The organism is Flavobacterium sp. IMCC34518 (assembly GCF_027111095.2).
Classification (GTDB): Bacteria; Bacteroidota; Bacteroidia; order Flavobacteriales; family Flavobacteriaceae; genus Flavobacterium; species Flavobacterium praedii.
In genome coordinates this window covers 928702-945977 of record NZ_CP114284.2, presented here as the reverse complement: position 1 = coordinate 945977, position 17276 = coordinate 928702, and the positions used below count along the sequence as shown (strand labels likewise).

The following is a 17276-nucleotide window of genomic DNA, read 5'->3' as shown; positions in this document are numbered from 1 at the left end:
TAACGAGTTAAAAGTATATCGGCCGATGTCAGGGATACGATCGAAAACCTGTATCAGAGTAGATCATAAACATTAAATTTTGATATTATGAAAACAAATTTTTTCAGAAGACTAATGATGCCGTTGGCAGTCATGGTCTTGGGTATTGCCGGTGCTTTTGTCACTACTGCCATGAGCAGTACCAAAACACTTGCCAATGTACAAGGATACAGATTTGTATCACAAGCCGATCCGTGTCACGCTGATGCTATGTGTAGCAATGTATTTAATGCGAATATTTGTACCTCTAGCGGCACACAGCTAAAGGGTAAAGTGTCGCAAAATGCTCCATGTGATGTCACTTTGTATAAAATACAAAACTAAATAGTGGCCGTATTTTAAAAGGCAATGCAGTTCGGCGAAAGCTGGAACTGCATTGTTTTTTGTTTTATACGCAATACTTTATTGCGGTTCAAGCCACTCCGGTTTCTTTTCCCCTTTCAAATAATATCCAAACCACTCTGAAAATTTATTTGTTAAATCTATTTGATTTTCTCGTCCCAGTATTGTGTGATTTTCTTTGGGATAAAGCACCATAACATGTTCTTTTTTGAGCCTTCTAAGTGCGAGATAAAACTCCATGGTTTGATACGGATTGACATTTGTGTCTTCTGCTCCTGTATAGGTTAATAATGGGGTAATAACATTAGATACAAAATTGACAGGCGAATTTCTTTGATAGCCTTCATAATCTTCAAAAAGTGTTTTACCCATACGCATTTGCTGAAATTCATAACGCCAACCGTTAGTGTTTTTGGCGCCCCAATTCACTGACAAATAGCCACTGGTAAAATCCGACAAACCAGAACCGGCTATCGCAGCCGCAAACAAATCCGTTTGAGTAATGATAAAATTAGTTTCGTAACCTCCAAACGAATGCCCAGTCAATCCAATTTTGCTTTTATCTATTGGTGCCATTGCCATTGCCGCTGTAGTTGCCGCCATTACACAATCAGTGGCTGAAAAACCCGGACTTCCTATGGTATAGACAATATCGGGATACAACACAAAATAGCCTTGACTTGCGAAAAGACTGGCATTCGGTATTGATTCGTTCAATAAAGTAGGGTTGCTAAAACGATGCCGTATTGCCGTTTGTTTTTCATAAATGCAAACGATCATTGGGTAATGTTTTGCTGGATTGTAATCAAACGGATAGACCAATACCCCTTTTAAGGCAACTCCTTTGGCATTTTTGTAATCGACATATTTTGAAGTGCTCCAACCGTACTGATCGTATTGCGGATTACTTTGAAAAATATTTTTTTGGGGACTGTTCTTGTACTTTACATTTAATGATGGTGGTGCATTAAAATCTTCGCTCAAATACATATAGCAATCATTCCCCTTTGCTTTATGAATGGCACTGATGTACTTGTCGGTATAAACAATGGGTTGAACTTTTTGTCTATTTTCTAATGTGTAATATCCCGAAAAACTATGGTCAAGGGCATTTGATCTTAGGATTAATAGTGAATCATCAATTTCATTTGCTTTTGAAACAATGCCATCAGCAAATCCATTAGCATTTTCAATAATGCGGAACATTTGATTTTGTTCCCGACCAGTAGTGCATCGGGCTGCATTGCCGTTGTCGGGGTTTATTTGCCAAAGGTCAAAGTGGTCATAAAGCAGTACTGTTCCATCATTGGCCGACCAACCTGCTACACCGTAAGGCTGTATTTCGGCCATGTCCACGGAATCATCATAAAATGCAATTCCCGTTTTTTTGGTAATGTTTGTATGCGTCTGCTTCGCAATAGAATAAACCCACCAGTCCCGATCTCTAAAATAAGCAATATATTTTCCATCGGGAGACAGGCTTAGATTGACAAAGCAGCCCGATTGTTGTTTTAGAAATACTATTTTGCTACCCGTATTTAAATCTACCAGAAAATAATCCCGATCAGCGTCTTGTTTCCATGATGGTTTATTATCGTTCGAATCATAAACTATTGCATAGCGTTGATTGCCATTGAGTATTGCAGTTGAGTATACGCTGTCTCCAACAGCCCTAAACTGACCGTTTTTGGGAGACCATGAGGCGAGACGAGGCAGACTTTCTTTGTTTACTATATTGCGTAAAGGAAACAAATCTTTATCGGCTGCATTCCATACCTGGATTCCTGAATGATTTTGTACTGTAGCTTCATCGTTTTTCTTCATCATAAAAAATACCCGTTCCCCATCATCCGAAATTCCAAGGGTCGAAATAAAACTAGCATTTAAAACCATATCCTTTGGCCAGTTTGTCGCTGTTGTTGTATCATATTGGAATAATTTTTGGTCGTCAATTTCATAGTACATAACAGTATCGGCGGTAAAGGGTTTGGCCGAATCGGGACGTCCAACAAAAGCAATGGATGGACCGTCTCTTTTCCAGACTATATTTTCAAACTGGTTTGTCGAACTCTGGGTAACAATGGTTTTGCCAACCTTTTTACCAAAGTGGAGCAATCCAACGACATTCTCCGTTTGTTCAGCTACGCAATACCCAAGCGCATCACCTTTAGGACTCATGGTAAACGAAGTCACATTATCAATTTTTTCAATGGTATCTCCTTTTAAGTTCTGGATGATAATGTTGGTTTTGTCGTCTATTCCATTGCAATACAGCATCAGGTAATCGCTATCGCCTACAAATGCAAAGTCTTGCACATTTTCAATATACTGTACTTTCCCGTTGACCAGATTCATCAATTGGAATTTATTCTCCCGTAGCAAACATCCAAACCAGCAATCACCAACAAATTTTCCGCTATGTCCTTTGTCAAAGGCTATCGTTTTGGTAGTAGCGGTATTTTTGACAAATAAAGTATCCAGACCCGATTCATACGATAGCGTATAACTCACCCATTTGCCTTGATCCGAAATGTTGTTGGGGGTAAGTGTACTCCATAAATGATAGTCCTTTTGAGTAAGAGGCCGTATTTTTTTGACCTGTCCGTTTACCAGACAGGTCATCAAAAACAAAATAAAACTAATCCAAATTATTTTGCAGTTGTATGTTATTGTATTCATTAGTATCCAGGATTTTGAGGTTTTAAATTTGGGTTGAGGTTCAATTCTGCTTCGGGAATCGGAAATAGATCGTCATGCACATCCCATCCTAGTTTTACGGCAGACAAAACAGGCTGTATTTTGTTGAACCGTTTCAGGTCAAAAAAGCGATGACCAAATTCGGTGAACAATTCCAGTCGGCGTTCTTGCAGTATCGCATCAAGGATTTCTTCCTGCGTAACAGCTAAAGTGTCTGCCAATCCAGCGTTATGCCGAATGGTATTCAAATCTTCTTTGGCACCAATTAGATCACCCGAATGCGCCCGTGCTTCGGCGCGTATGAGATACATTTCGCCAAGGCGCAGTATGATGGAATATTCCAAGGAAGTTCCGCTATCTCCAAATTTGTATTTAAAAGGATGATACCAAGTCGAAGTTCCATCGGTAATCGCTTGTGTCCAATGCGCTTTGCGCTGGTCATCTGGCGTAAAAGCGGACATAAAATCATTGGTTAAGGCTGAAATAGGGGGTGGCCCTTCATTAAAATTAAATGTGGGCGCTTCTAGCGCATTGCTGTTTGAAAATCCGGGAGCGAGTTGCCAGATGGTCGAAGTAGATTCTTTTAGAAAAATTTTATCAAGATCTTGCTCGTACACATATATCCCCGTATTGTCTAGTACCGCCGAAGCTTCATTTGAAGCTTCATTCCAAGAACCGGCATACAAATTTACCCGTGCCAGCAGTGCATGAGCGGCATATTTATTAGGACGTACCCGATCTGAGGTAAGATACTCTACGGGTAAAAAAATTATTGCCTGTTCTAAATCAGCCCTCGCATTGTCATAAACCTCCGCCACAGGAATTCTAACTGCCACACGATTTGCAGCATAATCCGTCGTAGTGATATAAGGCACATCACCATATATATTAGCCAGATAAAAATGAAGCAGTGCACGAACAAATAGCGCTTCGCCAGTGAGTTGATTGCAGTCTGCGGCAGAAAGTTTGGACGAATGAGCTACGCCTTCAATTACAGCATTGGCGGCATAAATTTGGTTGTAGGTGTTGTTCCATAATTCTTTCACATCTGGATTGGAAGCAATTAATGAATTGTTGTAAAATGCGGGACCACTTGGTAACACACCATAAAAATCCAGTTCATCACCATAAATTCCCAGTAGATGTGAGAGTCCACTTGGCGAACCCGTCAGTAATCCAGTATCTCGGATTTTTGAATAAATGTCTGTCATCGCTGCGTTTGCCGTTGCTTTTTCTTCAAAAGCGGTATTCGCAGTCAATTGTGAGTTCGGTAGATCCACATCCACAAAATTATCACAGGCACTCATAACTGTTGCAAGTGCCAGTATCCACAAAGCGTCGAATGCCATTCCCCAGAGCGAATTTTTAGCATTCCAGAAGTATATGTTTGTATTGAAATTTTTCATAATGAATATATTATTTGTTTTTTTTACTATCGATCAGTGTGGCGGTTTTATTAAAATGCGTATTAACCACCCCGCCCTACGGGCACTCCTCCAAAGGAGGGGAATTCTTGACCTGTTGCTATTTAATCTTTAATTGTTTTTTAAGTAAATAGATTTTTAAATTAAAAACTAAACTGCACTCCAGCGGAAAGAATGCGCAAAGGCGGAAGATAACCCGCGGATTTAAACTCGGGGTCTGCACCATTGTAATGGGTGAGCGTCCATACATTTTGTCCTTCAAAGAACAGTTTGCATTGGAGGTCTTTTAAGGGTACATCGTAGTAGAGTGAAATGTTTTTCAATCGCAAATACGAGGCATCACTGATGGTACCATCACTTTCATAATACTTATAAGAAGCTTCAACTGCAGCGCTGTTGGCGCCCGTTGTATAGATTTGATACGATGCACTATCACCGGGCTGTTGCCAATGGTTCAGCACCGTGGTGGGCTGATTGCTTGATGAACCCGGATAACTAAAGTACGTTGATGCGTTATAATTGATTTGCTTGACAAACTGAAATAGAAAATCCAGTTGCCAGTGTTTGTATTTCAAAGTGTTTTGAAAACCACCGTAATATTTAGGGTTAAAATCTTTGATTGTGGTTTTGTCTTCCTTGCTTGTCAACATGCCATCGCCGTTTACATCTTGAAAAGTATACAAACCTGTTTGCGGGTCAACACCCGTAAAATGGTATACTTTTTGGATGTTGAGCGGTTGGCCGATTACAAATTGATTGGCGTAGCTTGAACTTTCCAAATTGGGGAATTCCAAAAGCTTATTCTTTGCCAAAGTCAGATTGATATTGGTTGTCCAAGAGAAATCTTTGGACTGAATGTTCACGGTACGCAAGGTAAATTCTACACCACGGTTTTGCACTGTTGCTTCAAGGTTGGCTTGCAAAGAAGTAAATCCTGTAGTTCCGGGTAGCGGTATTCCTGTCAATTGATTGGAAGATCGATTGTCGTACCAAGCTGCGGTAAAAAAGATACGGTCTTCCAGAAAACCTGTTTCCAGTGCCACTTCAAACTTTTTATTGGTTTCCCATCCAAATTCGGGGTTGAACAAACGAGAGGGTTGCAGCCCGACAATGCCACTATAATTAACTCCCGAAGAACTGTAGGCATCGAGGTATTGGTAATCGCCAATTTGGTCGTTACCCGTAAGACCGTAACTGGTTCTGAGTTTACCAAAACTTAAAACGCTACTGTCTTTGAAAATTCCTTCTTTGGAAAATAACCAAGCAAGTCCAACGGCTCCAAAAGTCGCAAATTGCTTGCCTGGGCCAAAACGACTGGATCCATCACGGCGAGCCGTTGCGTTCACAATGTATTTGTCGTTCCAATTGTAATTGACACGCCCAAAAAAAGCTTGGTACTTGTACTGGGATTCGTCACTTACCAACGTAAAGATATTGGAAGCTGAGGCCAGATTATAAATAAGACTGTTGTTGGAAAAACCAAAGGCGTATTGTGCCAGTTGGCTGCTGTTTTGTGTTTGAAAAGTGCTTCCCACCAGCGCATCCAGTTTTCCTTGACCGATGATTTTATTCCAGTTTACTTGCGGTTCGACAATCCACGATTTACGGTCGGCATTGCTTGCTATTAAAGTGGATAGTTCTGGGCCTAAACCGTAAGCGGGATTGTATCGAGTTGATGGGTTTGCCGTAATTTCGGCATTGTTAAGGGCGGTATATCCCAAATTGGCTTTCAGTTGGAAGGCATCGCTCAACTGATACGACATCATGGCATTTGCAATTAGATCATTGGTGTTGGCGGTGTATTCCCCTTCGAGATTTGCCAAAGGATTGTTGAACGTATTATTTTCCCAATTCAATGAACCGTCAGGGTTATGGAGTGCTGGAGCATTAGGGGCTATGGTTACTGCTTCTCGCATCAAGTCTCCACGGGCTTGGTTGTTGTCCTGTATCGTATAGCCAATTGATGAGCTAATCTTGAATTTTTTATTATCCGATTCATGGTTTATATTCAGACGTACATTTCCTTTTTTATAGACAAAATCAGACGGTAAAACGGAGGTTTGTTTATTGAAATTCCCGCTTAGTAAAAATTGCGTTTGGGAAGAACCTCCCGAAAGCGAGGCTTGAATATCGGTGATTAAAGATGTACCACCCATTAATTCTTTCTGCCAATCGGTATAGCGGGTTTGATCCCATGTTCCGTTTACATCGTATGCATAATCGGGAATTGGATTGATGCCGTCATTTGCAAAGGTCTCTTTTCGCATCGCAACATATTGCTCGGTATTCATCAAGTCCATGAATCGGGTTACCGTTCCTGTACCTGTTAAAAGTTTAGCTGTGAACTGTGTTTTTCCTGCCTTGCCTTTTTTGGTGGTAATCAATACCACACCATTGGCAGCGCGGGAGCCATAAATTGCCGTGGCATCGGCATCTTTTAATACTTCGATGCTTTCGATCTGGTCGGGATTGATGCTGTTGAGTGGACTGGGTTGCGTTGGCAATACGGCAGAATTGATTCCGGTTCCAATAGGATCCGTGGAATAGGGAACTCCGTCAATAATATAGAGCGGATTATTTCCATTGACCCGCAGACTGTTTTGCCCACGTATCTGAACATCAAATCCACCGCCTGGCGTTCCTGTTGTTTGTGTGATATTGACACCCGCCATTCGACCCTGGATCGTGGCCAATACATTTGTGACGGGTTGTTTATCAATATTTTTTGATGTGATTTTAGCAATACTTCCAGTATTTAAGCTATTTTTTACCGAATAATAGCCTGCATTGATTTTGACTTCTTGAAGCGCAGTTGCGTCTTCCTGTAATTGTATGTTTATGACTGACCGACCATCAATGGGGATACTTCTGGTTTTGTAGCCCATGAAGGAATACAGCAGTATATCTTCTGGGTCAGCCAACAAAGAGTATTTGCCGTCAAAATCAGTAATTGTTCTGGTAGTTGTTCCTTTTATGGTGATTGTGACTCCTGGTAATGGGGCTTTTCCATCTGAAACGGTGCCACTTACTTTTACTTGTTTGAAGTGGTTTTGGTTAGCCTGAAAAATCCGGATAGGATTTCTTGCTTGTACGGCGGGACTGTATTGGTAGATACCGAAAATAAATAGATACCAAAGTACAGGCCAACCCTTGTAGAATGAAAAATTTTTCATAATATTGGATTAGTTAAATGAAACAATAGTTTTATTGGCTTTGGTCCTCTAGTATAGCTTGCCGGCGTCTTAGGGGACCTTTTTTTTTATACATCAAGTCAAGAGGCTAGATGTTTAAAAGGAGGTGTTTTTGATTTCGTTTTTTTTTATAGCATAGGCAGACGGGTTTTAAAGGATTAAACCATTGCGAGACTATGAAAAATGAAGAAGCGATGCTAAGAATGTAAGCGGAGAATATGACCAAAAGTTTAAAAAAAATGGCATGGAACTCATCTTACTGCCCTAGAGGTACTGGTATACCGTGCAACAATAAGTGAGCCCACGCCATGGGACGTGAGCATCTAACTTATTATCTCGTTGCAAAATTACCAGTTTCCTAAGGCGAGATTCTAAGCGAATGCTTCAAATATTTTATATGAAGAAACGCAAATGTATGTAATTGAAAACAAATATAGTAAAATATCTTATAACGCGCCTCTTCGACCGCATTTATTTTTTGTTAATCATTTTACTTTGTTTAAATGGAGGATATAGACGACATAATATGTGATTACATATATATTAATTGGGTTAAACCTTATAAGTCCCAACGCTCTTTTGGTTTGGATCATAATATTGACGAAAGCACAGTAAGAAAAATAAAAGAAAAGAATTATAATATTCCCGTTAAAACTCTCCATAAAATTTGTGAGGCTAGAAATATAAAGATTGCGGAGTTTTTTAAGTTATTGGATTTATAAAGTGAAACTAAATTATATAGAAAAAGATGCTGAGATGCATCTTTTTTTTATTTTCAAGCAATACAGAAGTCTTATCAATTCGGGATTAAAACTTATCAATTCAGGATTATTTGACTTTATGATAAAAGAGTAGCTCTCTATGCGTTCTATATTTGAGTTATGGAATGGTATAAAATTATAGGACTAGTTGTTATATGGTTTGTGGGGCTTTACCTGAGAGGGAAGTTTTATGAGTGGTTGAGGAATAGGGTTTATAATGGGAGTTGGAGGGATAGGAGGAAATAAGGCACTGATGAGGTGTCTTTTTTTTGTTTTTTAAGAAATACAGACGACTGGTTTTCGATACAATTTTCAGTAAAAGCTAAACGCATTTCCTAAAAATTTACTCGAACTGACGTGGAAGTTATAACGTCATTTTATATTGCGTTTTTTATTGCAGTAAAATCAAAAATTTGGTAGTACTAGTTGCAATTTCAGTTCGAAATAATGAACTATTTTCATATATGTAAAAGTTATTTGTTATTGGTCATATATGTTATCGCCTTTTATTTATGGTTGTTTGCTTGAGCAAACTTGTTAATAATGGCGATTTCATATTTAGATAAGATTTGTTTTTTGTAGGAATATGTAATTGCTTCGCCTGTTCACTATCAATAGAGTTGCATATCTTAAATGGTGTTTATCTCATTGGTTACTATTTTGTTTTGGTATTCGATGATTTTCAATTGCGACAACTGTTGCCATGGCGATTTCTTACTGTATCGGCATTATAATACTTGCCATTGGACTATTTAATTAATTATGGATGTTATAAAATAATAATTTTTTATCGTTTTTGGTATCACCAAAAACAGTGATTTTTTATATAACCCTAACATTTTGAATTAAAGATTTTTATTGACTATGAGTTGTTTACAATTGTAGTTTATAAAAATCTTTTTTTTGCTTTTTGGAGGCCCTTTTTTGATCCCATTGGATTCTTATTTTTTGTACATTTGTGAGCTTAATTCAGAGTAGATTTGTAACCAATTATAGAAGTGTATCTCTAATTGCTCTGTTTTTTACGAAAACACTTTTAAAACCAACAATAGTTTAAGAAATTGAATAAAGACATAAAAATTGCAGTAATAGGTTTGGGATATGTTGGTTTGCCTTTGGCTCGATTGTTTGCTACCCAATTTTCGGTTGTAGGATTTGATATTAATGTATCGAGAGTTGAAGCTTTGCAATCAGGCACAGATAGTACTCTAGAGGTGGATGATGCAACATTGCAAAAGGTATTGGTTTCAAAACCAAGTAATGAAAAAGGTTTGTATTGTACCTCCCAAAAATCAGATATAGCCAACTGTACTTATTTTATTGTAACGGTTCCTACTCCGGTTGACAAAAATAACCGTCCTGATTTGACTCCTTTGTTTAAATCCAGTGAAACTGTTGGTTCCGTTTTGAAAAAAGGAGATATCGTTATTTACGAGTCTACCGTATATCCAGGAGTTACAGAAGAAGAATGTGTGCCTGTTTTAGAAAAAATATCCGGATTAAAATTCAACATCGATTTTTTTGCAGGCTATTCCCCAGAACGAATCAATCCAGGAGATAAAGAACATACTGTTGAAAAAATATTAAAAATAACCTCAGGATCCACTCCTGAAATTGGTCATAAAGTAAATGAATTGTATCAATCGGTTATTACTGCAGGAACGCATTTAGCCCCCTCTATAAAAGTGGCTGAAGCTGCAAAAGTCATCGAGAATTCCCAACGCGATATCAATATTGCTTTTGTAAACGAATTGGCCAAAATTTTTAATCTTTTGGATATTGATACTGCTGCTGTACTTAAAGCCGCGGGAACCAAATGGAATTTTTTGCCTTTCAAACCGGGCTTGGTTGGCGGGCATTGTATAGGGGTTGATCCCTATTATTTGGCGCAAAAAGCGCAAGAGAAAGGCTATCATCCTGAAATTATATTGGCCGGTCGTCGATTGAATGACAGTATGGGCGATTATGTAGCCTCACAAGTAGTGAAGTTAATGATTAAAAAAGGGGTGACTATCAATGGTGCCCGCTTGTTAATGCTCGGTATTACTTTTAAAGAAAATTGTCCTGATGTTCGCAATACCAAAATTGTAGATGTGATCCAAGCACTGGAAGATTACGGAATCGAAGTGACTATTTTTGATCCTTGGGCTAATCCTTCTGAGGTGCAACACGAATATGGTTTAACAATGGTGAATGAGGTGCCAAAAGCTACTTATGATGCGATAGTTCTTGGTGTGGCGCATACTGAATTTTTGAATTTGGATATTAATTCGTTAAGAGAAACATGCAGTATATTGTATGATGTTAAGGGCGTTTTGACGGACGGGGTTGATGGGAAATTGTGAGTAGTGAATTGTGAGTAGTGAATGGTGAGGAGTGAATAGTTAGAGGTTAGAAGTGAGTGGTGAGAAGTGAAAAGTGAGTTGTGGGTTTTTGAGTTGTGGGTTGTGGGTTGTTGGTTGTGGGTTTTGGGTTGCCAGAGAATAGAAACACATAAAACGTAGAACATAGAACATAGAACAGATAACTGAAAACAGAAAGTCAACATATCGAATTAAAATCGAGCTTCAATGATGAGGTAATTATTACTTTGGTGGCTTTTGCCAATGCCGAAGGAGGAAGTGTTTATGTAGGAGTGGATGATAATGGTGTGGCAATTTCTTCTTTTAAAATAGGAAAAGAAAGTGTTCAACAATGGACAAACGAAATAAAAAATAAAACCATTCCGTCCATTATACCGGATGTTGCTGTTGAGGAAATGGATGGTTTATCAGTGTTAGTTTTCAGTATTCAAGAATTTCCGATTAAGCCTGTGGCTTTCAAAGGACGCTATTACAAAAGGGTAAAAAATGCCAATTATCAAATGAATTTACAAGAGATATCCGATTTGCATTTGAAGACTTTCAATAGCAGTTGGGATTATTATCCTTCTCCACATTATGATTTGGGGTCTATTGACTTAGATAAAGTAAATCGTTTTATTGAATCGTCTAATGGAATTCGGGAGACTCAAATACAAGATGATCCGCTTACGGTACTTCGGAAGTTTGAAATGTTGAAAGAAAATGGACAAATTGCCAATGCCTGTCATTTGTTGTTTTCCAAAAATGAAGTTTTTGATGCCACAATTTCAATTGGCCGGTTTTCTACAGAGACGAGCATCAAAGACAGTATTGTTTTGCGATCGGATTTGTTTACAGAAGTAGAAGCTACACTAGCATTTGTTCGGAAACACATGAATAAAAATTATATTATAACGGGAGATCCCAAAAGGGAAGAACGTTGGGAATACCCTTTGGACGCTTTGCGCGAAATTGTTGTCAATATGATTGTACATCGCGATTATCAAAATACAGGGGATTCCATTATTAAAATTTTTGACCATAAAATTGAGTTTTACAATCCCGGAGGATTAGGAAACGGGATGACTTTTGATGAATTGTGTGCTGGGACATATACCTCTTATGCTCGAAACAGAAAAATTGCCGACCTGTTTAGGGAAGCAGGGATTATAGAAAAATACGGATCGGGTATCAAGCGCATCACCAATGCATTTGTGCATTACGGTTTGACAGCTCCAACTTTCGAAGCTTTTCAAAATGGTTTTCGTGTAACGGTTTATGCCAATGGAACTGAAACAAACGATGGCGGTGTAAATGGCGGTGTACGTGGCGGTGTAAATGGCGGTGTAAATTTAGAAAAAGTAGATGCAGCAATTTTAGATTCAAATTCAAATTCAATTTTTAGTTTTATTGCAAAAAATCCTGGAGTAAATATTTTGTCATTGATAAATCATTTCAGTGTTCCGAAACGTACCGTAGAACGTTGGGTAAAGCAATTAAAGGATGATCGTAAAATTGAATTCAGAGGTGCTCCAAAAACGGGAGGGTATTGGGTGATTGGAAGTTAGAAGTCAGATTTTAGAGGGTAGAATAGAGAAAATAGAAAACATAAAGAAATAGTTAAGTCAAAATAAAAATATTAAAATGAAAAAAATACTTATTACAGGAGGAGCGGGGTTTATTGGTTCACATGTCGTAAGACGATTTGTGCAAAATTATCCAGATTATCAAATTTTTAATTTGGATGCGTTGACCTATGCTGGGAATTTAGAAAATATCAAGGATATTGAAAAAGAACCGAATTATACTTTTGTAAAAGGAGATATAACTGATGAAAATTTCATAGATGCTTTGTTTCAAAACCAACAGTTTGATGGAGTGATTCACTTAGCTGCCGAATCACATGTGGATCGTTCGATTGAAGATCCTTTGGCTTTTGTGAAAACCAATGTGATTGGAACGATGAATTTATTGAATGCGGCCAAAAAACAATGGTTGGGGAACTTTGAAGGCAAACGTTTTTATCACGTGAGTACCGATGAGGTTTATGGTTCTCTAGGGGCCGAGGGTTTATTTACAGAGACTACTGCCTATGACCCGAATTCTCCGTATTCCGCTTCCAAAGCCAGTTCGGATCATTTTGTTCGGGCTTATGGCGAAACGTACGGATTACCTTATGTGATAACCAATTGCTCTAATAATTACGGGCCTTTTCATTTTCCAGAGAAATTGATTCCGTTGTTTATTAATAATATTATCAATAATAAACCATTGCCGGTTTATGGGGACGGAAATTATACCAGAGATTGGCTTTTTGTAAAAGACCATGCTGTGGCTATTGATTTGGTTTTTCATGATGGAAAAAATCATGAAACCTATAATCTTGGAGGTTTTAATGAGTGGAAAAATATCGATTTGGTCAAAGTGTTGTGCCAAATTATGGATCAAAAACTAGGAAGAACTACTGGAGAATCAGCTCAATTGATCACTTACGTGAAAGACAGACCGGGACATGATTTGCGTTATGCTATTGATGCCTCCAAAATTAATACGCAGTTGGGTTGGAAACCATCTGTTACTTTTGAACAAGGATTAGAAATCACTATCGATTGGTATTTGAATAACCAAGATTGGTTGAACAATGTGACTTCGGGAGCGTATGCTTCGTATTATGAAAAACAGTATTCGTAGGATGTAGTGAATGGTGAATAGTTTTAAGTGAGAAGTGGATAGTGAGAAGTGCCTCTCGACTGCGCTCGAGGTGACAAGTGAGGTGTGAGAATATTGATTTGAATAAAGCTTGATTACGTATAAAGGAATTAATAAGATAAGAAAACATGAACTGGTACGTAGTTTACACCAAACCCAAGTGGGAAAAGAAAGTTGCGGAGCGGCTAAGTGAGATAGGAGTAATTTCCTATTGTCCTTTGATAACCAAAATCAGTCAATGGTCGGATCGTAAAAAGAAAATAGAAGTTCCACTTTTTAATTCCTATATTTTTGTTCAAGTGAATGAAAAGGAACGGAATGTTATTTTTGAAATTCCTGGTGCGATTCGCTATTTATTTTGGCTAGGAAAACCTGCTATTGTAAAGGAAAATGAGATTCAAGCTATACAAGATTGGCTGAATGTACCCGACACTTTTGAAGTGATGGTGGATACTTGGCAAAAAGGGGATAAAATCGTTTTGGAATCTGGGCCATTTGTCTCACAATCGGCCATAGTTCAAGAGGTAAAACTGAATCATTATGTACTCGTCTTGGAGTCTTTGGGATGTATTCTTAAAGTAGAAAAGAAAATAAAATAATTTTTTGTTTTTTTAAAAAGTTGAAATAAAGAGTATTAGTATTTTATGTAATTGCTTACAAATATAATTGTAAAAATATAGCTTAAAAAGTACAGGAAAATCTTTATTTTTAGTTTAATTTCGCAAATTCTTAGAAATAGTGAACCATTATGGGACTCACAGTGGCGAAGCCGTGGAGTGATTTTATCGGTTTTCTGTTTTGAGTTGTGGGTTTTGAGTTAAGAGTTTTGCCACACTGCAGTATTTTAACTTGGCACAGCCTAAACGGCTTTACTTGAAAAAATTACTTGAATAACAATATTAGATAAAAGTAACCTCTAGGGTTTCATCGTTTTTTACCAGTTATAAGTATAGAATTTTATAACTATGTCAATGTCATTTCCTTAAGGAACTGTCAGGCCAAATTCGTTTAGTTTGTCATTTCGACCAGCGGGAGAAATCACATTACAAGAACACCTAATGTGATTCCTCCTTCGTCGGAAGTACAAAACCCACAATTAAGGAAACGACATTGATTACTGTGCGGTAAAAAATGTTTTAATGGTCAAAAAAAAAATAATAATATGAGAAAAATAATTACAGCAATTGTCCTTTTTATAGCCCTTTTTCAGTCTTCCTCTTTGATGGCTCAAGATATTTTGAAGGGCAGTGATCTGAGTACCGTAAGAGTAGATTATTTATCGGATGGAGATATATCCAAGATAAAATCGCAACTGCAAAGTAATAATGTTTCGATAGATCAAGCGGAGTCTTTGGCGCTTTCTAAAGGTATGAGTGCTACGGAATTTGCTAAATTGAAAAAGAGGTTAGCTGTACCAACCAAAACGATATCCAAACAAAAGAAAAATGATTTGGATGCGGACCAAAATAATAGTGAAGAAAGTGAGCGTAAGCAAGAAAAAATAGAAAACATTAAAGTAAAAGACAGTTTAAATTCACTTGTTTTTGGCTCTGAGTTGTTTGACAATCCCACTTTGAATTTTCAACCTAACTTAAAATTGGCTACTCCTGTAAATTATGTTTTAGGCCCTGGTGATGAATTGCAAGTAAGTGTAAATGGCGTGCAAGAATTTGATGATACCGTACCTGTAACTGTTGAAGGAAAAGTCAATATTCAATATGTTGGACAGATCGCAGTGTCTGGAATGACCATTGAAGCTGCCACTCAAAAAATTAAAGGAGCTATTTCTAGAATTTACAGTACCGTTCGTTCGGGGCAATCACAAGTTAGCATAAGTTTGAGTCGTATTCGTACTATTAAGGTGACTATTATCGGTAGTAAACAACCAGGGAATTATTCTATTTCATCCCTTGCAACTGTTTATAATGCCTTGTTTTTGGGAGGAGGTCCGAGCAAAAACGGAAGTTACCGAAACATAGAATTGATTCGTAATAATAAGGTGTTTAAAAATATTGACATCTATCGCTTTTTAGTCAGTGGAAACCAGTCGGATAATGTGGGTTTAAAAGACAATGACGTTATACGGATTCCAGCTTACACCAATAGGGTGACTGTTGAAGGAGAAGTAAAACGTCCGGGAATTTTTGAGATGAAAAAAGGAGAGAATTTCTCTAATTTATTGAATTTTGCTTCCGGATTCAATGAGTTTGCTTATACCGCTTCAGTGAATGTTTTACAAAAAACAGGAAAAGAGTTTAAGGTTGCGGATATCCAAGCTTCACAGTATGGTAGTTATATTCCTTTGAATGGAGATGTGTATCGTGTTTCAAAAATTCTGAACCGTTTTGAGAATCGTATTATCATTCAAGGAGCAGTATTTAGACCCGATACTTATTCCTTCTATCAAGGAATGCGTGTTACAGATTTGATCCGTCAAGCCGAAGGATTAAAAGAAGACGCCTATTTAAAAAGAGCTCGTATCATTCGTTTAAAGTCAGATTTGACTTACGAGAATGTAACTATTGATTTGTCCAAAGCAATGTCGGGTGATTTTGAAGCGAATTTAGCTTTAAAAAAGGAAGATGTTCTAACGGTATATTCTGTTTTAGATTTCAAAGAAGAATATAAAGTTACCATTGATGGTGAAGTAAACAAACCAAATGTATATGACTATCAGGATAATTTAAGTCTTAACGATTTGATTATTGCGGCTGGTGGGTTAACAGGTTCAGCCTCCAAACGTGTTGAAATTGCGAGAATGATCAAAGCTGAAAATATTGATGATACCAATCCTAAGAAAGTTGAATTGTTTACTATAGAAATTACACCCGATTCGAATGAACAAATTACTAATTTTGAATTGAAACCATTTGATGTTGTTAATATTAGGCGAATGGCTGTTACCGATAAACCAGAAATGGTCCTTATAAAAGGGGCAGTTGCTTACCCAGGAAAATATGTATTGGCCAATAAAAAAGAAAAAATCTATGATGTTATTGTAAGAGCAGGAGGATTAACATCGATGGCGAGTTTGAATGGAGTGAAAATAAAAAGACCTATAAAAGCCGCTCAAATTGAAGATTTAGAAAATGTGAATTTGAATTTGGGTAAAAAAGACAGTATTCAAAACAAATTAGAAAAGAAACTCAAAGAAGATTTAAAATACGCCACCATACCTGTAGATTGGACTAAAGTAGCCAAAAATCAAACCGGGAATGCGAATGTTACGTTATTGCCTGGAGACGAAATTGAAGTTTCTACTTACAATGAAACCGTAAAAGTGGCCGGGAATGTACTATTGACTTCTGAGATTCCATACGTAAAAGGCAGGGGCTTTAATTATTATCTGGATGCCGTTGGCGGACTTGATGCCAAAGGATGGAGAAAGAATGCCTATATTATCTATCCTAACGGTCAAGCTGCAGTATCTCATAGTGTTTTATTGTTTTTTAGGTCGACTCCAACCGTTCTGCCTGGTTCCCAAATTATAGTCCCAGAAAAACCAGAAGTCAAAAAAATGAGTGCTGGAGAATGGGTGAGTATTGCTTCTGTGTTAGTGAGTATGGGGGTTTTGTTGGTGACAGCTATTAAATGAATCAGATATGGGTTATATGTTGTGGGTTATGAGTTGTCGGTTTAAAAGTTTAAAAGTTGTTTAATGAGTTTAGACAACAGCAAACAGACAACAGCAAACAGACAACAGAGAACAGAGAACAGACAACAGACAACAGAGAACAGACAACTTACAACAGATAACCAATAACGGTTAAC

Annotated in this window: 9 protein-coding genes; 6 read left to right on the top strand and 3 right to left on the bottom strand. The window is 37.7% G+C overall.

Annotated elements, in window-relative coordinates:
• Positions 1-87 precede the first annotated feature (87 nt).
• Positions 88-363 carry a hypothetical protein gene (locus tag OZP06_RS04135; RefSeq protein WP_281324280.1) on the top strand — a complete coding sequence of 92 codons (276 nt, stop codon included), beginning with the start codon at positions 88-90 and terminating at the stop codon, positions 361-363.
• A gap of 78 nt (positions 364-441) precedes the next feature.
• Here the strand turns inward: OZP06_RS04135 and OZP06_RS04130 are convergent, their stop codons facing one another.
• The 3 genes from OZP06_RS04130 to OZP06_RS04120 all read right to left on the bottom strand — a co-directional run bounded on the left by OZP06_RS04130 (position 442) and on the right by OZP06_RS04120 (position 7675).
• Positions 442-3060, bottom strand: coding sequence for a prolyl oligopeptidase family serine peptidase (locus tag OZP06_RS04130; protein WP_281324279.1), 2619 nt, complete (start codon positions 3058-3060; stop codon positions 442-444).
• A complete protein-coding gene (locus tag OZP06_RS04125) occupies positions 3060-4484 on the bottom strand; it encodes a RagB/SusD family nutrient uptake outer membrane protein (protein ID WP_281324278.1) in 1425 nt (474 codons plus the stop codon). The genes OZP06_RS04130 and OZP06_RS04125 overlap by 1 nt, the downstream gene beginning before the upstream one ends.
• 161 nt (positions 4485-4645) lie before the next feature.
• Positions 4646-7675, bottom strand: coding sequence for a SusC/RagA family TonB-linked outer membrane protein (locus OZP06_RS04120; protein ID WP_281324277.1), 3030 nt, complete (start codon positions 7673-7675; stop codon positions 4646-4648).
• Between the two features lie 1840 nt (positions 7676-9515).
• Between OZP06_RS04120 and OZP06_RS04115 the strand changes: the two genes are divergently transcribed.
• The 5 genes from OZP06_RS04115 to OZP06_RS04095 all read left to right on the top strand — a co-directional run bounded on the left by OZP06_RS04115 (position 9516) and on the right by OZP06_RS04095 (position 17100).
• On the top strand, positions 9516-10799 hold the full coding sequence (locus OZP06_RS04115) for a nucleotide sugar dehydrogenase (RefSeq protein ID WP_269223798.1): 1284 nt from the start codon (positions 9516-9518) through the stop codon (positions 10797-10799).
• A gap of 248 nt (positions 10800-11047) precedes the next feature.
• Entirely contained in the window at positions 11048-12364 is a 1317-nt protein-coding gene (locus tag OZP06_RS04110) for an ATP-binding protein (protein WP_281324276.1), read from the top strand.
• Positions 12365-12440: 76 nt separating this feature from the next.
• A complete protein-coding gene (gene rfbB, locus OZP06_RS04105; RefSeq protein ID WP_269223796.1) occupies positions 12441-13487 on the top strand; it encodes a dTDP-glucose 4,6-dehydratase in 1047 nt (348 codons plus the stop codon).
• 146 nt (positions 13488-13633) lie between these two features.
• The gene (locus tag OZP06_RS04100; protein ID WP_269223795.1) at positions 13634-14104 is read left to right on the top strand and encodes a UpxY family transcription antiterminator; all 471 of its coding nucleotides are present in this window, start codon (positions 13634-13636) and stop codon (positions 14102-14104) included.
• A gap of 563 nt (positions 14105-14667) precedes the next feature.
• Positions 14668-17100, top strand: coding sequence for an SLBB domain-containing protein (locus OZP06_RS04095; protein ID WP_269223794.1), 2433 nt, complete (start codon positions 14668-14670; stop codon positions 17098-17100).
• The last annotated feature ends 176 nt before the right edge of the window (positions 17101-17276 follow it).

Coding starts and splice junctions, on each gene's coding strand:
- OZP06_RS04135 (WP_281324280.1), top strand. CDS start 88: ATGAAAACAAATTTTTTCAGAAGACTAATGATGCCGTTGGCAGTCATG.
- OZP06_RS04130 (WP_281324279.1), bottom strand. CDS start 3,060: ATGAATACAATAACATACAACTGCAAAATAATTTGGATTAGTTTTATT.
- OZP06_RS04125 (WP_281324278.1), bottom strand. CDS start 4,484: ATGAAAAATTTCAATACAAACATATACTTCTGGAATGCTAAAAATTCG.
- OZP06_RS04120 (WP_281324277.1), bottom strand. CDS start 7,675: ATGAAAAATTTTTCATTCTACAAGGGTTGGCCTGTACTTTGGTATCTA.
- rfbB (WP_269223796.1), top strand. CDS start 12,441: ATGAAAAAAATACTTATTACAGGAGGAGCGGGGTTTATTGGTTCACAT.
- OZP06_RS04100 (WP_269223795.1), top strand. CDS start 13,634: ATGAACTGGTACGTAGTTTACACCAAACCCAAGTGGGAAAAGAAAGTT.
- OZP06_RS04095 (WP_269223794.1), top strand. CDS start 14,668: ATGAGAAAAATAATTACAGCAATTGTCCTTTTTATAGCCCTTTTTCAG.